This is a genomic window from Phycisphaeraceae bacterium (assembly GCA_019636675.1).
Taxonomy (GTDB): Bacteria; Planctomycetota; Phycisphaerae; order Phycisphaerales; family UBA1924; genus JAHBXC01.
This window is the reverse complement of record JAHBXC010000001.1, coordinates 954,040-970,999: the sequence shown is the minus strand read 5'-3', so window position 1 is coordinate 970,999 and position 16,960 is coordinate 954,040. Positions and strand designations below refer to the sequence as shown.

Sequence of the window (16,960 nt, the reverse complement as noted above, 5' to 3'; positions counted from 1 at the left end):
CGTCACGGAGACCGACGATGCCCACGCAGACCAAGCCCCCCGCACAGACCGATCCGCAGAAGAACGAGATCGCCAACAGGCAGATCGAGATCCTCGAGCGCCACGCGCGCGGCGAGATGACCACCGACGAGCAGCTGCGCGAGGCGCGCACCGCGCTGGTCGAGGAGCTGCGCAGCGTGCGCACGCTGCTCGACGCGCAGCGCGCCCAGATCGACCAGGGCGCAGCGGACCTCCACATGATCCGCGACCTGCAGGCCGAGCAGCAGCGCATCGCCGACGCGCTGGCCCAGAACTCCCTGGCCATGCTCGACCAGCGCCAGCGCGGCGGCCTCAACGCGAACCTGCGCGTCTTCGACGACGAGCGGTCGGCGCGTGACTTCGCGCTCCTCGCCCTCTCGCGCTGCGCGCACGGGCGCGACCAGGTGCTCTCGCGCAACGAGACGCTGGCCCGTCAGGCCGACGCGATCAACAAGCGCGACCTGACCGGCGCTCCCGGCAGCGGCGATTCGTTCGTGCAGCAGGTCTTCGACACGCAGATCCTCGGCACCATCTTCAAGTTCACGGTGCTGCAGCAGTATGTCCGCGTGCTGCCCATGCCCGAGAAGAAGGTCACGATGCGCCGACGCGGCGGACGCGTCCGCGGGTACCGCGTCTCGCGCGGCAGCCCCATCACCACGAGCGACCTGGGCGACCCCCAGACCTTCGACCTCGACGCCGGCGACTACGGCGCGCTGTCGATCGTCAACAACTTCCTGCTCGACGACAACAACATGCTGCCCTCCATCGGCGACATGATCGCCGAGGACATGGCCGACGCGATCGCCGAGATGTGGGAGGACGAGGCCCTCAACGGCGTCGCCTCCGGCGCGGTCAGCGGCTTCCCCTACAACCCCGGCAACTACTACTTCACGGGCATGCTACAGAGCAACCTGATCGCGCAGCACACCATCCAGAGCGCCACGATCGCCGGGGCGCAGTTCGAGGACTACCTCGCCGCGTTCGCCGCGCTCGAGCGCATCCACGCGCCGGGGGCCAAGCTCCATGTCGACCGCAGCGCGATCTTCGCGCTGCGAGGCAAGAAGGACAACCACGGCAACTTCGTCTGGGCGCCCGCCGCCAACGGCGCGCCGGGCACGATCATGGGCGTCGAGTACGAGTGGGGCTGGCGCCGCATGCCGCGCACGAGCGACGCGGACCAGGCGGGCAAGCCCTTCGGCATCTACGGCGACCTTCGCAAGCTCTACTACCTGGGCCTGCGCAAGCAGTTCACCGTGGATGAGTCGAAGGAGTTCAAGTTTGACACCAACGAGACCGCGTTCCGCGGCCTCGCGCGATGCGCCATGACCGTGGGTCACTACCCCGACGCCGCGGTCGCGCTGCGCACCGCAGCGGGCTGATAGCCGCCGCCCGACAGGGCGCACCGGACACCAACCGGGCGGCGCGGGTCGCCGCGCCGCCCGGATTCGCAGAACGCCAGTCACCCTCAGGAGCCACCGCCATGAGCAGCCGATCCTTCTCCATCCCCGCCGCCGAGGGCACGACCTCCGTCGCCGTCGCCGTGCCCGCCGTGCGCAACGAGGCCCCGCACCTGCACCTGCTGGACTGCACGAGCGACGACGCCGCCGGCGCCGTCTCGGTCTCGCGCGGCGCGAGCGAGCACGAGGTCATCGCCACCACGAACAGCCCCGGCGCCAGCGCCACGCTGCGCGATGTCACCGGGCTGAGCGAGGACGACCAGGTCGTCGTCGAGCTCCTGGGCGGGCCCTCCATCGTGCGCACGCTCACCGGCGTCGACGACGAGACCGGCGTGGTCACCTTTACCGCCGCCGGCGCGGCGATCCCCGCGGGCTCACGCGTGTTCCGCATGAGCGCGCTCACCACCCTGCCCGTGGGCGACGCCAACAAGCAATACGAGTCCGCCGGCGATCACTCGCCCCTCGTCGTCGGTCGCCACGGCATGCCCCTGGCCGTGAGTCTTACGGGCACAGCAGAGTGCGCCATCAACCTGGTGAGCGGGAGCTACCGCTCGTAAGAGGGCAAGAGGCACGGGGCACAAGGCACAAGGCACGAGGCACACAAGCAAGAAAGGACAGAGCAGATGGCAAAGAGAACACTTACCAGTAGGCAGCCAATCCCCGGCGCAGAGAACCGCATGGCCGAGGTCGACGAGACCAGGGATGCAGGGAGCGGGGGGCAGGCAGCAGGGAGCGGGGAAGAGAAGACAGAGCCCGCACCGGCCAACCCCACTCCGCCCTCCGCGCCCTCAGCGGTGAAGTCTCCTCCGGCGCGAGTGACCGATGTGGGGTCGGTCTCATACCGCGGCGTGCGCCGCTTCCGCTGTCGAGTCCCCATCGTGGAAGAGGGCCTCGCCTACTCGACGAACCAGACCATCCGCCTCACCGCGCAGCGCGCGCGCCAGATGGGCGCCTCGCTGCTCGCCATCGTCGACGGCGAGGTCTACACAGACCCGCCCGCCAAGCCCGCCTGACGCGACCCGTTCTCGGACCGGCCCCGTGCCGGACCGGGACGCGGGAACGGTGTGCGACCGGCGCCACGCCGGAAGTACAGCGTTCCCTTTGACGCGAGCCGCCGCGCGACAGCGCGACGCCGCGTTTCAGACCCCCGCCCGCACACTGAAGAAGGAACGCGCGATGCGCCACGGACAGCTCAACATCCCCGTCGGACCGGATTGGACGGATGTGTTCATCGCCGACGAGATCGCCGGCGACGGCGAGGGCGACGGCGTCGCCGCGCGCGGGATGCTGCTGTGCGTGCCCGCCGACGCGGGCGGTCCGGTCGAATACCGCTGGCGCACGCAGGCCGGCGACTACGGCGACGGCGCGACCCCGCCCCAGCTCAACCCCGGCGACTGCGCGCCGCTCGTCGGCGGCGCGAGCCCAATCGTCCGCATCCAGGCGCGCGGGGTCGGTGACCCCTCCGCCGTTCAGCTCGAGGAGACGCACCGATGAATCAAGAAGGCACAAGCCACGAGGCACACGGCACGAGGGAAGAGGCGCTCGTCGCCAAGCCGCACAACGCGCAGGTCGAGGCGCTGACCGACGCGCTCGCCGCCTCGCTGCGCGGGGTGGTCGAAGGGCTCGACTCCGACCTGCGCACCTTCGCCCACCACATCGCCGCCGACCTGGCCGGGCTTCCCCTCGTGCCCGACCCGGAAGAACGCCAGCGCCGCCTGGGCGAGATCGCCTCCAACGCCCGCGCGCTCGCCGGCGTTACCCGAATCCGCGCCGCGCACGCCGCGTGGGACACCGTCTCGCTCGTCATCCACACCGCCGCACGCACGCTCCTGGCCGTCGCCATCACGGCCTGACCGCATACCCCCTTTCTGTTTTGCACGGACGCGAGCCGCGCGCACGGATGCGCGATCTTGAGCCACCACCCTCCATCAGGAGATCCCCGAATGTTCACCCGAATCATCCAGCTCGGCGCCCGCGCCTTCGCTGTCGCGCTCACCGCCGTCGCCGCGAAGTTCCTCGGCGGGCAGCTCGAACCCGACCAGGTCGTCAAGGCCGGAGAGCTCGCCGGCGGGGTCGCCGCGGCGCTCGGCGCAGTCGTGCTGTTCCTGGTCGACCTGCTCATCCACCGCGCCGGCGCCGGCAAGATCATGACCCCGCCGGGCGAGACCGACCTGCCCGCGACGCCGCGATCGGTGCGAGCGCCCTCGTCGCTCGCGCTGCTCCTGGGCGCGGGCGCGCTGCTCGGGCTCGCGCTCATCCAGGGCGGGTGCGCCGCGCCCGGCTCGCTGCCCGCCGCCGACTTCGACCAGACCGCCACGCGGCTGCTCGACTACGCCGAGCCGCGCATCGCCACCGAGCCGGGGCTCTCGGATTTCGACCGCAAGGACCTGCTCATGAAGGCCGCGCTCCTGCGCCGCGGCTTCGACGCGGCGATGCGACGCGAGCCGTCGCCCACCGCGTTCGAGTCGCTCTACCCCGCGCTCGGTCCCGCCTCGCCCGACGGCTGACCGCCCGGGCCCGGGGCCCGCCCTACGGCGGCGCCCCACTTTCCACGCGACGCCGCGCGACAGCGCGACGGGCGCGATTCGATGCCAGTCACCGACACCATCACGGACGCCACGATCGGCACGCCCATCTCGGTTGAGTTCGAGGAGGCCATCACCGTCGGCGAGTACGGCAACGGCATGCTCGCCTGCCGGCACTGGGCCAATGTCGGCGTCGGCGGCAAGGTCATAACCGGCCTCACGCCTGGCCCGACGGGTTCCGGCGCGGGATTGCGGAACGGCGCACAGAAGCACTTCGCCTTCGTCAACGGATCGTCGGGACAAGCCCTCGACGGACGCGGCGGGGGCTTTGTGCCGTCGTTCGGCTTTGGCGTGGGCGATCGTTTGATGCCTGGGGAAACGCTGCTGGTGTTCGTCTCAGCGGACCCGCCGCACATCCCCGCGAACAACCGCGTGCAGTACCTCGAGCGGTTCATCACCGTGACCGGCGTCGCGTTCGATCCGGAGGACGACGAGTTTGCCCCGGGCGTCGTGCCGGTCGAGGGGATGCCCGCCTTCCGCTTCAGCGACATCAACAAAGCGCTCGTGATCCCCGACAAGGGGCTGACGATGCCGGGCAACTGGCCCTCGCTCGCCGCGATCGAGGCCAAGGTCCGCTTCCCGTTCTTCGAGTGCCGCGAGTCGTACACCACCTACAACCTCATGGCGTGGCGCCACCACGAGTGGTACGGGCGAGACTTCGCGCGGAACGCGGGCGAGCGGTGGATCACGCTCCTGGGCCTCGACGAGGCCGACACCGGAAACAAGGACACGCTGCTGTGCCGCGGGGTGCAACGCGGCATCGACCTGTTCTCACTGTTTGAGGCGGGCCTGATCAAGCTGCCGAACGGCGGCCAGTCCGGCGGGCGCAAGCTCGACATCGTCATGGCCGGGCACTGCCTGGGCTACGAGCCGATGATCACCATCGCGCAGCGCAAGGGGCGCGTGTTCGCCGAAGACGGTCAGACCTTCGTGGTCGAGGGCAGCGATGTCGGCAGGCCCCTGCAGGTCAACACGACCTCGGTCGTGCACGCGGCGACGACGACCACTGTCGATGTGGCGCAGGCGGACAACGCCGATCACTCGCCCGCGGGATGGATCAACAAAACGAGCAAGTCGCGCGACAGGCGCAATATCCGTGGCTGCATCGTCTCGCTCCTCGACGCCGCGGGCGAGGTGATCGAGACCCGCCGAGCCGCGACTCCCTACACGCTGCAGTCGGGCACCTACGACACCGACGACGCGATCATCCGGTTCGAGGTCGAGTCGGCGTGGAGTGTGACCCCGACCACGGCCAACCGCGTGCGAGTCGAGGGCTACCAGCCCGGCGATGTCGGCATGGCGGAGTGGGGACTGCGCAATGTCAACATCCCCAATCTGGACAACCCGGCGTTCTCCGCGTCGTACCGCGACCTCGCCGCCAACCCGGTCTTCGGGTGCGCGCTCGCGGTCGGCCTCGCGGGGCGCGAGGTCGACTGGGGCTGGCCCGCGTCGATCATCTACCAGGTGCGCGTCCGCAACACCGGGACCTCGCTGCACTTCACGAAGGCGGGCGCGAACGGCATCCCCAACCACATCTACGACTTTGCACTCAGCGATTCTGGCGACGGCACGCCGGTCTTCGATCGCTTCGTCGTCTCGCCCACCGCCGGGCGGCTGTGGGTGGGCGTCATCCCCAACGGAGGAGGCGGCTGATGCTCGCGCGCGCCGCAGCAACGCCACGGGCGGCTATCTGCTGTACGACGAGATCGAGGAGGGCGATCTCCCGCCGCCCACGACGGAGACCGGCGTCTTCGCGACGATCCTGTTCATCCGCCCCGTGCAGGGCTCCGTCCAGCCCACGCTGTTCTCGCTCGAGGGGGCGTCGAGCAACCGGCCCTCGATGCACATGCGCTCCGACGCGTCGGCATCGGGCAACGCGCGCATCGTGATGCGCGACCCGACCACGGGCAATGTGCACGACACGACGATCGGCGCCGGCAACGCGCCCAACGGCACGATGCTCCGAGCGTCCGCGGCCTGGCTGCGCCGCGAGGACGGACTCTCCTACCGGCCCTATTTCTGGGTCAACGGCGTCGAGGTGACCGCCGGCGGCGCGGCGAATGTCGATCCGGTCGAGCACCTCTTCCGCCGCCTGCTCATCGGCGCCGGCACGGGTTCGACGCTCAACGAGGTTTCGGTCGCCGACTTCGCTATCGGCTGGGGCGAGACGATGACCCTCGATCGCATGCGTGAGGTGCACGCCGCGCTCCACAACGGCGGCGCGCTGCGCTCCATCAAGGAGCTCCCGATCTTCTCTCTGTTCGCGCACGCCTACGACCTCGGGCGGACCGCCGCCGATGTGGTCGTGCTCGACGACGACGCCGAGATCCAGGACATGATCGGCGGCTGGCACCTGCGCAACGCGACCGCCAGCGCGCTGAAGTGGGACAACACCGCGCTGCCCTTCCCCGCGAACGCCCGGCCCTCCGTCATCGCCGACGAGGAGGTCGACCTGGCCGTTGTCACCGTCGGTGTCCCCTCCATCATCTTCCCCGGCGCTGACATCTACGACTTCGAGAACGCCGATCTCGACTTCACTTTGACGATCGACGATCCGACCAAGATCGGACTCTCCGCCGAGGCGATCGCCAACTCGGGCCTGTCGAACGAGGGCGGCGGCGTGTATACGCGCACCGGAAAGTGGCCGGCGCTCCGCGCGATGCTCCGAGCGCTGCCCTTCCTCCCGCTGGCGGCCACGCTCCAGGTGCGGCTGACGATCACCGTCTTCGACGGCGTCAGCACGGCCACGCTGCTGTGGGATCTGCGGGTCACCGAGCCCGACATCGTGCAGCAGGTCAACCCCGGGTCGACCGTCGCGATGCCGCGCGGCTTCGCGGGCTCGACGGTGACCAGGCGGTTCTATCTGCGCAACCTGGGCGGCGGCGGCGAGGACCTGACGCTGGGTGAGCTGAGCGTCACCGGCGACGCGTATGAGATCGTCAGCGACCCGTCCTTCGCGGTGCTCCCGCCCGGTCGGCCCAACTCGCTGGCCGAGGAGGTCTTTGTCGATGTGCGGCTGACACGCGGCCTCGACAACACGGGTCAACTCATCATCCCGAGCTCGGACCCCAACTCGCCGGCGGTGATCGACCTCGCATCCGAGAACTTCGACTCCTCGCCCATCGAGGTGTGCAACTCGGTCACGATCGAGAACGCGCGCAACGAGGAGGGTGACGGCGTGGTCGGAGCGCCCTGGCTCGACGAGGCCTTCGCCACGGACGGCGAGGACAACACCCCGGCCATCGCGGTGGTCAGCTCGTCGGGTCAGCTCGCAAGCGTCCTCTTGCTCGCCGACCTGGTCTTCACCGGCAACTACCCCGGCGCGCCCGAGACGCCGGTCGATGTGCCCTTCGGCATGCTCCTGCAGCGCGACAGCCAGCTCGACTTCGCCCGCATCGTCGAGATCCGCGTCCGCAACTCCGAGGGCTACGACTCGGGCAACCTCATCGCCGGTGAACCGATCCTGCCCCCCGCCTCGGGCGAGGGCGACCCCGAGTGGTTCTGGCGGACACTTACGCTGCCCCGCGGCGCGATCCGCGTCGAGAAGTCCCCGCTCGTCTGCGTGCGCGCCGCGCTCGATCCCGACAGCGAGGCGTGCCAGGTCTTCGTGTTCGCCCTCGCCGGCCCCGGCGAGCCGATCTGCGTGCCCTTCGCCGCCGCGGGCCGCGATCGTTCTCGCGGGCGATCGCGCGGCGCGATGATCCGCCTGCTCATGGAGGCCGCGCAGTGAGCGTCCCCGTCCCCACCGTCGCCGCCGCGCTCGGCCCCGTGCCCGCTGGCGCCCCCCTCGCGCCCCTGAGCGCGCTGCTGCTGCGCCTCGACCTCACCGGCTCGCTCGAGCAGGCCCGCCGCGACGAGCTGCTCGCGGTGCTCATGGGCGTGACGACCGCGTTCGAGGAAGCGACCGGTCGCTGCCTGGTGCGCAGGCCCGCGGCCAGCGTCAACCTCTCGCGCGAGGCGCTGACCACGCTCCCGCTCATCGAGGTCCCCTTCGCCCAGCCGATCGAATCGGTCGCGGCGCTGTGGCACGACTCCGAGGCCCACGACGACTTCGGCGTGGCGTTCGACGGCGCGGCCCTCGTCGACGACGCCGACTATCGCGTCTACTCCTCGCTGGGAACTCAGGCGATCCTGCTCACGCGCGAACGGTCGGCGCTGGTGCTCGCCTCGCTTCGGCGGGGCGTCACGACGCCCCTGCGCATCGAGATCGCATGTGGCTTCGAGCCCGTGTCCGACGCCGACGCGTGGACGCCAACGAACGGCGCGACGCCCGTGCCCGCCGACCTGGTCGAGGCGTGCCTCTCGCAGGCGGCGCTCATCTGGCGACGCCGACAGCAGCCCCACCTGCGCAGCGAGGGCAAGCCCGTGGGCCAGGGCGTTGCTACCCAGACCTTCGCCAGCGCGCGTCTCGCGCCCAGCGTGCGCGAGACCCTGCAGCGCTACGCGACCTGGGAACACGCGCTCAACCTGCAGACCGCCGCCGACCTCGGAGGGATGCCCGAATGAGCACGCTGCGCATCGAGCTCGAGGTCGCCGCCGAGGCCCAGAAGGCCATCGCGCTCATGGGCGTCCAGGGCGATGTCCTGCGCGCGGGGCTGTTGCGCGGGGCGCGACGGGGCGCGGCCCTGATCGATCAGCGCTTCGCGCGCAACCTCAACAATGTCGAGGTGGGCGTGCGATCGGGCTCCCTCATCCGTTCTCGCGTGGTGCGGGTCGAGACCGACGAGCGCGGCATGCCCGTCGTGCGAGTGGGCTACCTCACCGAGGCGCTCGTCGACCGCTACGCCGCCGTCCAGGAGCTCGGCACCCAGGGCGCCGGCGGCGAGCTGCCGGACATCACTCCCGAGAAGGCGCGGGCGCTGGCCATCCCCCTGCGCGCCGCACGAGACCAGCGGGGCATCCCGATCTACCAGGGCCCCCGCGACCCAGCCCTCGCCGGCGAGCTGTTCATGGTCAAGCGCCCGGGCAAGCCGCCGTTGCTCGCACGCACCGCCCCGGACGGCAAGTCCGTCGAGCCCATGTTCGCCCTCGTCCCGCGCGTCCGCATCCGGCCCAAGCGCCCCGCGCGCAAGGCGATCAACCAGAGCAGCGCGCAGTTCGGCGAGGAGCTCGTGCGCGGCGTCACCCGCGAGCAGAAACTCCGCGCCGCCAGCGCCGACCCGGCCAAGTCCACACCACCGAGCAGCGACCAGTGAGCGAGCCCATGCACTACCTCGAGCCCGAGATCGCCGCCGTCTCCGCCGTCGCCGACGCGCTCCGCGCCGCTCGCGTCGGTGAGCGACGCCGCGTGCCCCTGCGCAGCATCGGCGTGTCGGTGTGGAGCGACATCTACCTGCCCGCGCACGACGACTACGCCGACGCGACGGGATCCCTCCTCAAGCGCGTGCGCGCCGGCGCGCTCGCGGGTCTGCTGGAAGACGACACCGAGCTCCCCGGCGCGTGGGTCGTCGCCACCGAGCCCGCGTCCCTGCCCCCGGGCGGACGCGGGGGCGGACGCCCCGGCGACGAGCCCATTGCCGCCGCCGTCGAGGTGGTGGTCAAGGCGCTCGACACCGATACGGAGGGCGAAACCCTCCTCGAGCTGCGTCACCGCCTGGCCGATCTGTGGCGCCTGCTCCGCCTCGACGCCTCGCCCATCCACCTCGAGGGCGGCGAGTGGACGATCCACCCCTGGTCGCAGGCGTGGAGCGGGGACTACCGCGAAACCTATCTGAGCGCCACGCTCGACCTGACGCACGACGGCCAGCAGCTCCAGCCGCCGCCACCGGAAGACGACGACGACTGAGCGCAGGGCGCAATGTCGAGAATTTCTGCGCCAGTTGCGAAATAAGAACACACACCCCCGCGCGGCGTGCTATACAGACCGCCGCCTCACCCGGAGATTGAGCCATGCCCAGGCAGCGAAGCAGAGAAGTTCACGGCAAGTTCGGCACGCACATCTTTGTGCGCCCGCTCTCGTGGCCCCAGGACCACCGGCTGCTCGACATCGGCGTCCCGAACGCCGCGCCCCAGACCCGCAACGAGACACAGAACCTCGACTCCTACGACCAGCGGGGCGGCGCGCTCACCCTCGACGAGTCGGACATCACGCGCTTCAAGGAGTCGATCACGATCCAGACGCGCAACCAGCAGGCCGAGGTCGTGGCGATCTATTCCGGCGCCGCCGGCGTCGACGGCTTCACCCAAGCGAGCGGCTCGGTCGCCGACATCGAGTACGACGACATCGTGCTCGGCTCGCACCGCGCGCTGGTCGACGGCGACGGCGAGCGCATCTTCAACATCTCCGCCGTGACCGTGACCGACGACACCGACCCCACCCCCGTCGAGTACGAGGAGGGAAACGACTACATCGTCGATGCGGTCAAGGGCATCCTGTTCATCCCCAGCGACAGCGCGATCCCCGCCGGCTCGACCATCGTCGTCACCTGCACCGCCGCGGCCATGACCAGCTACGAGATCAAGCCCCAGACCCTCATCAAGGGCGTGGAGGTGTACGCCGAGGTCTGGCATGTTGCCGAGAGCGGCACGAAGCAGCGCGTCCGCACCATCCCGCGCGGTCTGCTCAAGAGCGCGGGCAACGCGGGGCTGGGCGTGGATGTGGACAACTTCAACGAGCTCATCCTGGATGTGCTCGACCCCGGCGCCATCGTCGGCGTGCTGGGCCTGGGCGGCGCGCCCATGCCCACGACGACGAGCTGACCGCGGAAGGCGCCGGGGAAATCCCGGGCCCCGGAAAGGTGGCCCCGGATCTTGGCATGCACACACGGCGCGCCGCGCGACAGCGCGATGCGCCGATTCGCAGAGGCAAGGACTCGGCCATGACCCCGCATGGAGCGCGGGGGGCGAGCGACGAAGTTTTCGAGCACGAGAGCAAGCACATGGGCAGAGAGATTGAAATTCTGAAGGTCACGATCGCTTCGCTGGAGCACGCCCTGGGGCAGTGTTCGCCCGGCGCCGCCCGTGACGAGATCGAGGGGGCGCTCGCCTCGCTGCGGAACAGGCTCAGGCAGTTCGAGCCCGGGGGTTGTTCCGTGGGCGGGTGCGAGGGTGAGGCCCGCCACACGGTGGCGTTCGTGGCGCGTCCTCACCCGCTCGCCACGCTGCGCGAGGCGATTGACAAGGCCCAGCGGGCCTACGACGCGATGATTACGCTGGAGTCGGGGCCCCTGAACGACCTGCGGACCGCGATCGACGCGGGCGAGGCGGCTCTGGCCGAGATGCGCTCGCGGCTGCAGGCGCGATGACACACGCCCGCCGGCGCGAGAGCGCCGGCGGGTGATTTCGCAAGGGTAAGGATTCGGCCCCACTTGCCGCGCAGGAACGCGCGGAGGCGAACAGTCAAGGAACCCGGACGCCGGATATCGGCGTACCACGGTGCAACGGCGGCGCGGCGGGCACTCTCTCGGCCCGGCGCCGGCGTGGGCACTTCCTGGAGCACGGTCATGGACAACACGGACTTCGTGGCATCGCCCGTTCCCCGACACGAGGATGTCTTCGTCAAGTATCCCGACGGCGCGGTGGGCACCTTCCGGCTGCGTGAGCTCGGCGGCTTCGACCTCGGCAAGTGCGTCGAGGACTGGACGAAGCTGATCTCTCGCGTGCGGCCTGGCGTTGACATGGATCAGGCGCTCGCCGCCATGCATTACGACGCGCTTCAGTGCGTGCTGCGCACCGCCGAGCCGCTGGACGACAACGCGAAGCGTCGCGGCATCCGAGTCGTGCAGGATGATCGCTCGACGGTGCGCCTGGCCGACGCCTTCCTCCGGCTAAATGTGTTCAACCCGGAGGCGAGGGAACGCCTGGGAAAGCTGAAGTCATCGATGATCGATCTGCTGATGACGATGGTGGAGCACGCGATCGATACCTCACCCTCGGCGAAGCCCACGACGCCATCGACGAGCTCGTCGGGCTCGGCTACTCCCTCGCCGACGCCGGTCGAATCCCCCTGCACTCTCTCGGCGGAGTCCTCGATCGGGCCCGCGCCCGTCGTGACCGAGACCGCGCCGAGGAGATGAGCGACCTGCGCCAGGCGGTGTGGTCCGCCGCCGACGCCTTCGAGCAACGCCTGCGCGGCCTGCTCGAAGGTCACGAACCCGACCAGGAGTGACGCGTGAGCCAGGTCAGCACCAGTCTGGAGTTCCTGCTCAAGATCCGCCAGCAGGGGCAGGAGATCCTCGATCAGGCCACGCGCCAGATCGACGACCTGGCCGCGGCCCAGCGCCGCGCCGGCGCCACCGTCGCCGGCGCGGCGGTCGCTTCGCGCGAGGGCGCGAGCGCGAGCGGCGACCTCGCCAAGGCCCAGGGCGATGTCACGATCAACGCCAAGAACAGCAACGCCGAGATCACCCTGCAGCGCACCGCGCTCAGCTCGCTGGCGGGCACGCTTCGGGCCGCGGCGGCGTCGTACATCGGCCTCGCCGGGGCGCGACGGGCGATCGGTCTGGCCGTCACTCAGGAGCAGAGCGAGCAGCGATTGCTCGGGCTCCTCAACGCGCAGCTTGGCTCGCGCGAGCGGGCGGTCGAGACCCAGCGAGAACTGGTCGGTCTGGCCGAACAGCTTCAGCGGGAAACGCAGATCTTCGCCGCCGGAGACTTTCTCGGGGGCGCGCGGCAGCTCGTCGCGCAGACCGGGCAGACGGACCTCGACTTCGAGCGGCTGCTGCGCGTGAGCGCAGACACCGCCGCCGCGCTCTTCGACAACAACCTCGATCAGACAGTCCGCGCGATCGCGCAGTCCTTCACGGGCCAGCCTGGCGAGCTTGGGCGTCTGCTGCCAGAGCTCCAGGAGATCCGCCGCGAGCTCGCGCCGCGTCAGTTTCAGAAGGCCCTCCGGGACGGCCTGGTCGTGGATCTGCTCGAGACCCGCTTTGCCGGCGTAGCCGGTGAGGCCGCCGACTCACAGTCCGGTCGTCAGCTTGTCGCGCAGCGCCGGTTCAACGATCTGCTGGAACGGACCGGCTTTCTCATCCTGCCGCTGGTGAACACCGGCCTCGAAACCTTGCTCATCGCTGCGGAAGGGCTCGCGGAGGTAATCGAGCGCATCAGGGATCCACTGTCCGTCGTGGACGACTTCATCGCGAACATCGGCGCTGTCATCAGCCGCTTAGCCGCGATTGCCCGGCCCGACGACATCAACGCGCAGCGAGCGCAGCTCAGCGGCGCTGCCGACTCCATCGATACTTTCGCTGGTCGTCAGGCACTGCAGCTTGCCGAACTCGTCGCTCGCGCCACGGGATTCCGTGAGGTCGCAGATGGCCTCCGGACTCTTCGAGACGCGAACACGGATCTTCTCCGGGTTCTCGCGGGAGAGCAGCCGCGCAACGAGCTTCCGGAGTTCCGAGACCGCAGGCCTGGTCGCGGCGGCGACGCGCGCGCCTTCGGGCTTGCGGACTTCGACGACCAGACGCGCCGCGAGCTGGTCGCGCAGCTGGGCCTGGTCTCCGAGCTCGACGCGGCGGTGCTGGCTCTCGAGGACAACTTCAAGCGCCTCGGCGCCGCCGCCGAGTTCCCCGCCGGGTTCTTCGACGAGGGGCCGCTGCGCGAGGGCGAGCTGTTCTTCAACCTCGCCAAGAACGGCGAGGTCCAGCAGCAGCTGCTGCGCGACCTCAGCAAGGCGCAGGACGAGTACAACCGCGCGCTGGCCCGGGCCAACGACCTGGCCGACGCGGGGCAGATCTCCGACGCGCGCCGAAACGAGCTCGTCACCGACGCGCGGGCGCGGCTGGCCGAGTCGCTGCGCCTGGGCGATGAGGCGGCCGCGGCGACCATTGAGCGCAACCGCGCGCTGCTCGAAGAGCTGCAGGGCCTCGTCGACGAGGAAGGGAACCTGCTCGTCACCATCGACCTGTCGTCGGAGACGCAGGTCGACCGTCAGGTGCGAGAGGCCCTTGAGCGTGCGCGCCAGCAGCTCGAGGAGGGCGCCGACCAGCTGACTTCGCTCTCGCGCGAGTACGGCGAGCGCGTGCAGTCCCCGCTGGCGGGGTTCTTCGGGCAGCTGCGAGAGGGCGAAGGGAGCCTGCGAAGCTTCGCCGATGTGTTCGTCCAGACGCTGGGACGGATCGCTGATGAGGCGATCGCCGCCGACCTGGCGACGCTGCTCTTCGGCGGCTCTCGCGCCAGCCCAGGAGGCGGGGGTTTCTTCGGCGGCGTGTTCGATTTCTTGGGAGGGTTCCTGGGCTTCGACGCAGGCGGTTTCGTTCCCGGCCCCTATCGCGGACGCGACGACCGGATCATCGCCGTCGCCGGCGGCGAGCACATCACCCGCGCTCCGGTCGTCGCGCTGCCCGGGGTGCGCGAGCACCTGAGCCTCGTCAACGCGGGGGACCTCTCAACCATCGACTTCTCACGCCTGCGCCTGGGCCCGCGTATGCCGGCGCCGCGGCGGTCGTCCTCATCGTCCGTGCCGGGCTACAACGCCGGGGGCTTCGTCGACGCGTTCGCGCAGGCGTCGGGGGCGTGGGGGGCTGCCCCCGGGGGGGATCCCTTCGGCGTGTTCTCCTCACCCGGTGGAGGCGGCGTGACGGTGCTGCCCGTGATGGTGACCGACGAGCAGAACGCGCGTCGGCTGCTGGGCAGCCGTGCGTCGCGTGACGAGATCCTCGCGGCGCAGCGCGAGGCGTCGTCCAGCGCACCGGGCGGAGCGCCCGGCGCGAGGGGGCTTTCGTGATGGCCTTCGCCAACGGCGTGCCCACTGGCTTGATGCGCGCCCGGCCATTGGCGTCGAGCGCGACGCTGCCGGCCTTCGGCGAGAGCTGGCCCTTCGTGGACTGTCTGCGTCCCGACTTCATCGCCGGGGTGCAGATCACGCACGCCTACACCACGCTCGAGCAGCGGGCCTTCACCGGCGGCGCCCAGCGGGCGGCGCTGGCGGGGGCGGCGCGGCGGACGGTCGAGTATGTGCTCGGGGCCCAGGCGCCCGGCGACGCGGTGGCGCTGCTGGCCGGGCTGCGCCGCATGGCGCGGGCGCCCACGCTCGCGCCGCTGTGGAGCGAACAGACAGAGCTCACCGAGGATGTGCTCGGCGGCTTCCAGGACTTCGTCAAGTGCGATCCCTCCTGGCGCCTGCTGGCCCGCGGGCAGCGCGTCATGCTGGTGGACGCCGAGGCCGCCAGCGGGCCCCACGGGGCGTCGGGTCGCGGGATGGCGTGGCCGTACTTCGAGCTCCATCGCGTGCGCGTGTCGTCTTCCGGGGGCGACCCCATCCAGCCCGACCGCGTGCGATTCGAGGCCGCGGATAGCCTCGAGTACATCCAGCGATCGTTCCGGGCGGGCGCGCGGCTTGTGCCCCTGATCGATGTCGAGCCATTGCTCATCAGCGAGCCCGAGTGGATGACCGACCGGCACGCGCGCATCCGCGTGGCGCTGCGCGAGCTGGGCGCAACGGCGGGGACCGCGAGCACGGCCTTCGGCGCCGACCCCACGCAGACCGGGGGCCCGCGCATCCCGCCCCTGGTGGCGTTCGGCTCGTCGCCTTCGGGCGCAACGGTGATCGCGGACGGGCTGCCCCTGCTCGATGTGCGCTTCGAGGGCGGGCGCTCGCGCGCGGGCTTCGCGGCGACGGCGCTGCAGGGCAGAGGGAACGACGACGGGCTTGGCGCGATCGTGGTGGGTCCGTACGCCCCGCATCGCCTGCGCGTCGAATCGATCGGCTTCACCCGAGAGCGCGCCCGCCGGCTGCTGCAGTTCTTCGACTCGCGCGCGGCTGGGGCGCTGCCCTTCTTCGCGCGCAGCCCCGTCGAGGAGCTGCGCGTCGCCCCGAGCGTGACGAGCGTGACGGGCACGACCCTGGACATCGAGCGCACCCGCGTGGCGGACCGCTCGCCGGCGGCGGTGTTCCCCGTGTACTCGGGCACGGCTGGCGCCGCGGAGTGGATCCTCATCGAGCGGCGCGACGGGTCGCGGTACGCGCGTCGCGTCACGGCGCGCGTGAACACGACCTCGGGGGGCAAAGCCGTCGAGCGGCTGACGCTCCACGAGGCGCTGCCCACCTTCGCGGTGAGCGAGCTGCTGGGCATCGCGCGGCTCGTGCGCGTGCGCTTCGCCCAGGACGGGCTCACGGAGCAATGGATCGACGGGCGGCACGCGCGCAGCGCCTTCTCGCTCGAGGAGGTCGTCGACGAGCGATCGATCGATGTCGCGGTCGTGGGCCCTGTCGGCGAGCCCTGCGCCGATTGTCAGGTCGCTTCCGGTGGCCCGTGCCCGGGCTCGGACCGATGGGAGGGTCCGCTGCCCGTCGCCGGCGCCGGGAGCGACGAGCGTGCGGCGTGCGACCTCGACGGCGACTTCGACCTGGTGCTGGGCGCTGCGCCCACCATCCGCGTCGTCGGTTTCTTCCACGGCGAGTACTGGGAGAACGCGTTCGGCGGCGCCAAGCGCCTGCAGAACTTCGCCAGCGCGGCCTTCGATGTCGAGCTGCCGCGCGGCGGGTCGACCTGGACGGACCGCTGGCGGCTGGACACCGGCGCGGTTGGCGTGGCGCAGAGCCCGAAGAACCTCTTTCGGCGCGCAGGGCCCTACTCCGCCGGCGCGGGGCCGACGACGATCCCCGCCGGCACGCTGGGGTTCCTCAACATCGAGGCGCAGTGGTACAACGCCGAATCGGACATCGTGCGGCTGTTCGTCCGGGTCACCGGCGTTCCGGCGATCGACAGCAACCCGAGCACGCAGGGCATCTTCACGATCAACTGCTCCGTCAACGCCGCCGGCGCCTTCACCGGCGGCGCGTCGTGGAACGCGCTGGCGCTCAGCCCTGTCTTCGGCGGTTGGAGCGGCGCGGTCACGAGCAGGCAGGGGATCACCGCCATGACCTTCGGGCATCGGAGCGACTACTCCCTGGGCGGGCGGGTCGAGTTCGGCGTGGGCGTCCATGTGTGCCCCGTCTTCAGCTGCGAGAGCGAGTGA

16 protein-coding genes are annotated in these 16,960 nt (G+C 70.6%); all 16 read left to right on the top strand.

Annotated features, from left to right (window positions below; translation table 11 throughout):
* The first annotated feature begins 17 nt into the window (after window positions 1-17).
* A complete protein-coding gene (locus KF684_04145) occupies window positions 18-1,397 on the top strand; it encodes a phage major capsid protein (GenBank protein MBX3352100.1) in 1,380 nt (459 codons plus the stop codon).
* Between the two features lie 101 nt (window positions 1,398-1,498).
* Window positions 1,499-2,032 (top strand): hypothetical protein, encoded by a 534-nt coding sequence (locus tag KF684_04140; protein ID MBX3352099.1) that lies wholly within the window; start codon window positions 1,499-1,501, stop codon window positions 2,030-2,032.
* 291 nt (window positions 2,033-2,323) lie between these two features.
* Entirely contained in the window at window positions 2,324-2,488 is a 165-nt protein-coding gene (locus tag KF684_04135) for a hypothetical protein (protein MBX3352098.1), read from the top strand.
* A gap of 163 nt (window positions 2,489-2,651) precedes the next feature.
* The gene (locus KF684_04130) at window positions 2,652-2,969 is read left to right on the top strand and encodes a hypothetical protein (protein MBX3352097.1); all 318 of its coding nucleotides are present in this window, start codon (window positions 2,652-2,654) and stop codon (window positions 2,967-2,969) included.
* Window positions 2,966-3,328 (top strand): hypothetical protein, encoded by a 363-nt coding sequence (locus KF684_04125; protein ID MBX3352096.1) that lies wholly within the window; start codon window positions 2,966-2,968, stop codon window positions 3,326-3,328. Before KF684_04130 ends, KF684_04125 begins: the two co-directional genes overlap by 4 nt.
* Before the next feature lie 90 nt (window positions 3,329-3,418).
* Window positions 3,419-3,982, top strand: coding sequence for a hypothetical protein (locus tag KF684_04120; GenBank protein ID MBX3352095.1), 564 nt, complete (start codon window positions 3,419-3,421; stop codon window positions 3,980-3,982).
* Window positions 3,983-4,063: 81 nt separating this feature from the next.
* A complete protein-coding gene (locus KF684_04115) occupies window positions 4,064-5,713 on the top strand; it encodes a hypothetical protein (GenBank protein MBX3352094.1) in 1,650 nt (549 codons plus the stop codon).
* The gene (locus KF684_04110) at window positions 5,604-7,790 is read left to right on the top strand and encodes a hypothetical protein (GenBank protein ID MBX3352093.1); all 2,187 of its coding nucleotides are present in this window, start codon (window positions 5,604-5,606) and stop codon (window positions 7,788-7,790) included. Before KF684_04115 ends, KF684_04110 begins: the two co-directional genes overlap by 110 nt.
* A complete protein-coding gene (locus KF684_04105) occupies window positions 7,787-8,566 on the top strand; it encodes a hypothetical protein (protein MBX3352092.1) in 780 nt (259 codons plus the stop codon). Before KF684_04110 ends, KF684_04105 begins: the two co-directional genes overlap by 4 nt.
* The gene (locus KF684_04100) at window positions 8,563-9,255 is read left to right on the top strand and encodes a hypothetical protein (protein MBX3352091.1); all 693 of its coding nucleotides are present in this window, start codon (window positions 8,563-8,565) and stop codon (window positions 9,253-9,255) included. Before KF684_04105 ends, KF684_04100 begins: the two co-directional genes overlap by 4 nt.
* The gene (locus KF684_04095) at window positions 9,252-9,845 is read left to right on the top strand and encodes a hypothetical protein (GenBank protein MBX3352090.1); all 594 of its coding nucleotides are present in this window, start codon (window positions 9,252-9,254) and stop codon (window positions 9,843-9,845) included. The genes KF684_04100 and KF684_04095 overlap by 4 nt, the downstream gene beginning before the upstream one ends.
* A gap of 104 nt (window positions 9,846-9,949) precedes the next feature.
* On the top strand, window positions 9,950-10,759 hold the full coding sequence (locus KF684_04090; protein ID MBX3352089.1) for a hypothetical protein: 810 nt from the start codon (window positions 9,950-9,952) through the stop codon (window positions 10,757-10,759).
* 119 nt (window positions 10,760-10,878) lie between these two features.
* Window positions 10,879-11,304: a hypothetical protein gene (locus KF684_04085; protein ID MBX3352088.1), complete on the top strand. Its 426-nt coding sequence runs from the start codon at window positions 10,879-10,881 to the stop codon at window positions 11,302-11,304.
* Between the two features lie 198 nt (window positions 11,305-11,502).
* Window positions 11,503-12,075 carry a hypothetical protein gene (locus KF684_04080; GenBank protein ID MBX3352087.1) on the top strand — a complete coding sequence of 191 codons (573 nt, stop codon included), beginning with the start codon at window positions 11,503-11,505 and terminating at the stop codon, window positions 12,073-12,075.
* A gap of 95 nt (window positions 12,076-12,170) precedes the next feature.
* Window positions 12,171-14,726, top strand: a complete 2,556-nt coding sequence (locus KF684_04075) for a hypothetical protein (protein MBX3352086.1) — start codon at window positions 12,171-12,173, stop codon at window positions 14,724-14,726.
* Entirely contained in the window at window positions 14,726-16,960 is a 2,235-nt protein-coding gene (locus KF684_04070) for a hypothetical protein (protein MBX3352085.1), read from the top strand. Before KF684_04075 ends, KF684_04070 begins: the two co-directional genes overlap by 1 nt.